3 protein-coding genes are annotated in these 2910 nt (G+C 75.0%); 1 reads left to right on the top strand and 2 read right to left on the bottom strand.

The features are described from left to right. Both ACRDP3_RS24685 and ACRDP3_RS24680 read right to left on the bottom strand, forming a co-directional pair. The coding region (locus ACRDP3_RS24685; protein ID WP_431519199.1) for a hypothetical protein at positions 1-294 on the bottom strand (294 nt) is incomplete at its 3' end. Then, positions 294-1283 (bottom strand): DUF3027 domain-containing protein, encoded by a 990-nt coding sequence (locus tag ACRDP3_RS24680; RefSeq protein ID WP_431519198.1) that lies wholly within the window; start codon positions 1281-1283, stop codon positions 294-296. The genes ACRDP3_RS24680 and ACRDP3_RS24685, both read right to left, overlap by 1 nt. 243 nt (positions 1284-1526) lie before the next feature. On the opposite strand from ACRDP3_RS24680, the gene ACRDP3_RS24675 reads away from it, so the two are divergent. Further along, complete coding sequence (locus tag ACRDP3_RS24675; RefSeq protein WP_431519197.1) at positions 1527-2876, top strand: MFS transporter; 1350 nt, start codon at positions 1527-1529, stop codon at positions 2874-2876. The last annotated feature ends 34 nt before the right edge of the window (positions 2877-2910 follow it).

Here is a 2910-nt window from a genome sequence, read left to right as displayed (position 1 = left end):
GGAGAGCGACTCGACGCCCGTCGCGTCCAGCGGGGCGCCGCTGTTGGCGGCGACGAGCACACCGTCGCGGAGCGTGAGGCGAAGCCGTCCGGGGGCGTGCGCGCGGGCGGCGGCGTCGGCGGCGTTCTGCGCCACCTCGATGACGAGGCGGTCCCGGTACCCGCCGAGCGCCAGCTCCTGCTCGGCGTTGGCGTCCTCACGGAACCGGGCGGGCGAGGCGCTCCAGGCGTCCAGCACCCCTCGTCGCAGCCTCGCGGTCCCGAACGCGTCCGCCTGCGCCTCTCCCTGCTCCATCAGCCCGCCCCGGTCCCGCCTGTGTCCTCGGCGTCAGCCGTGCCTGCGGTGTCAGCTGTGCCTGCGGTGTCGTCGGCGGCCGGCCCCATCGGCAGCGCGTCCGCACGCGTCTCGTCGATCACCGGGGGCGGCGGCTGTGGGGTGTTCGGCATCACGGCCGCCTCCGAGTGCGCACCGCACCCGTACGACAGTGACACCACGTGCCCGTCCGCCGGGCTGTACTCGTTCGCGCAGACCCCGAACGCCTGCCGCAGCGACCCCACCAGCGGGACGAGGAAGCCGCAGCTCACACAGTTCGCCGGGGCGGACTGCGCCATCGGCGTCCCGGCCCCGTACTCGTCCTCCCAGCGGTCGGCCGCCGTGTGCAGGCCGTAGCGGGACAGTACGCGGGGGCGGGCCATCCCCAGCTCCTCCGCCACCGCCGTGATGGTGCCCCGTGCGGGCGGCGCCGCGACCTCACGGGGAGAGCCCGGCAGCAGCTCGGCGTCCTCGGCCTCGGCGGACTCCGAGAGCGAACCCGCCATCTCCGCCAGCGGCTCGGCCTCGTCCCCGGCCGGCGACTTCGGCGGCCGGGCCTCCTCGCCCACGAAGCCGGGCTCCAGCCGGAGGTCCTCCGCCTCCGTCGGCAGCAGGTCCCCGGGACCCAGGTCACCGGGGCGCAGCCGCTCGCTCCAGGGCACCCATTCCGGCGCGAGAACGGCGTCCGGGCCCGGCAGCAGGACGGTTTCGTCAAGCGTCACGTTCTTCGCCCGGGAGGCCCGGGTCAGCGTCGCCGCCCAGCGCCAGCCTCGGTACCCGGACTCCAGGCACGCGAAGTAGTGGGTGACGACGCGGTCCCCGTCGGCGACGACGGCCAGGTGGTCGCCGGCCTTTCCGGGCGCGGCGGCCGCCTCGACGGCTTCCCGCGCGAAGTCGACAGCCTCGGCGCACAGGCGGTCGGGCGCGGCAGCGCGGCGGGGAATACGGCCGCTGCTCGTCGCGGCACTCATGCTGCACTCACAAGAATCGTCTCTCCTACGCCATAGCGCCCGTTGTCTGCCTGCCCCTGCCGTGCGGACGGAGCGGAACCGGGGAGCCGCTGCGACGTCCGCGCCCGCTCGGGGCCGTGCGGAGCGCACTGTTGGCCCACGCTACCCCACGTACCGGCGGACCGATGTCGAGGGATTCCGTACGCGGCGCCGACCGGCGTGGACTGGCCGCATCCGGCGCGCCCCGTGGGGCAGACTGACGTCGTGGCTGCCGAGCCCCGACGTCGACGTCATCCGCTCCGGGTAGCCGCGCGTGCCGTGCGACGGCCACCCGCGGCGGTCGCGCGGCGCATCCGCCGCGCCACCCACGCACAGGGCGCCGGGGAGTCCGGTCTCGGCAAGCTCATCGAGCTGCACGCCGTCAACTCCGCGGGCGACATGCTCATCACGGTCGCCCTCGCCTCGACCATCTTCTTCTCCGTGCCCACCGGTGAGGCGCGCGGCCGGGTGGCGCTCTATCTGCTCGTCACGATGGCGCCCTTCGCGCTGCTCGCGCCGGTGGTGGGGCCGCTGCTGGACCGGGTGCCGCACGGGCGGCGGGCCGCCATGGCCGCGGCGATGCTGGCGCGCGCGCTGCTCGCGCTGATGCTGGCGGGGGCGGTGGGGTCGGGTGGGCTGGAGCTGTATCCGGCGGCGCTGGGTGTGCTGGTCTCCTCCAAAGCGTACGGAGTGGTGCGCTCCGCGGTCGTGCCGAGGCTGCTGCCGCAGACGTTCTCTCTGGTGAAGGCGAACTCCCGGGTCACGCTGGCCGGGCTGGTCGCCACCGGCGCGGCGGCACCGCTCGGGGTGGTGCTGCACCAGATCGGTCCGCCCTGGCCGCTGTACGGGGCGTTCGTCGTCTTCGGTCTCGGTACCTTCCTGTCCTTCTCGCTGCCGCGCAAGGTGGACTCGGCGAAGGGCGAACGGAAGGCGAAACTGGCCCCGGCGGTGGTGCCGCTCGGGAAGGCACCGCGGCGGCCCGGGCTGAGCACCGTCGGATCGTCGGTGCGCAGCGCGCTGGTGGCCAACTCCGCACTGCGCGGGCTGTCCGGCTTCCTCACCTTCTTCCTCGCCTTCCTCCTCCGCGACCAGCCGCTGCGCGGGCTGTCGGGTGCGGTGTCGCTGGCGCTGGTGGCCGTGGCGGCGGGCGGCGGCAACGCGCTGGGCACGGCCATCGGCGCCTGGCTCAAGGCGCGCGGCCCCGAGGTGATCATCGTGGGGGTGCTGGCCTGTGCGCTGGCCGTGGCCGTCACCGCGGCGGCGCTCTTCGGGACGGTGACGCTCGCCGCGGTGGCCACCACCGCCGGGATCTCGCAGGCGCTGGGCAAGCTGTCGCTGGACGCGCTCATCCAGCGGGACGTGCCGGAGGAGGTGCGCACCTCCGCCTTCGCGCGCTCGGAGACGCTGATGCAGATGTCGTGGGTGGTGGGCGGCGGGATCGGCATCTCGCTGCCGCTGAGCGGCACGCTGGGGATGTCCGTGGGCGCGGTGGTGATCGGGGTCGGGGCGGTGCTGTCCGTACGAAGACTGCTGCGGGCGGCCCGGCACGGTACGCCCTACCCCCGCGCCGCCTGACCCGCGCGGCACCTCACCCTGCGCCGCCTGGCCC

Origin of the sequence: Streptomyces sp. (assembly GCF_050698815.1) — a bacterium.
Classification (GTDB): domain Bacteria; phylum Actinomycetota; class Actinomycetes; order Streptomycetales; family Streptomycetaceae; genus Streptomyces.
Note: the sequence above shows the minus strand (reverse complement) of the source record. Positions and strands in the feature narration are given on the sequence as shown.

Bases quoted from the DNA above. Each gene is read 5' to 3' on its own strand.
- ACRDP3_RS24680 (WP_431519198.1), bottom strand. From the start codon at position 1,283: ATGAGTGCCGCGACGAGCAGCGGCCGTATTCCCCGCCGCGCTGCCGCG.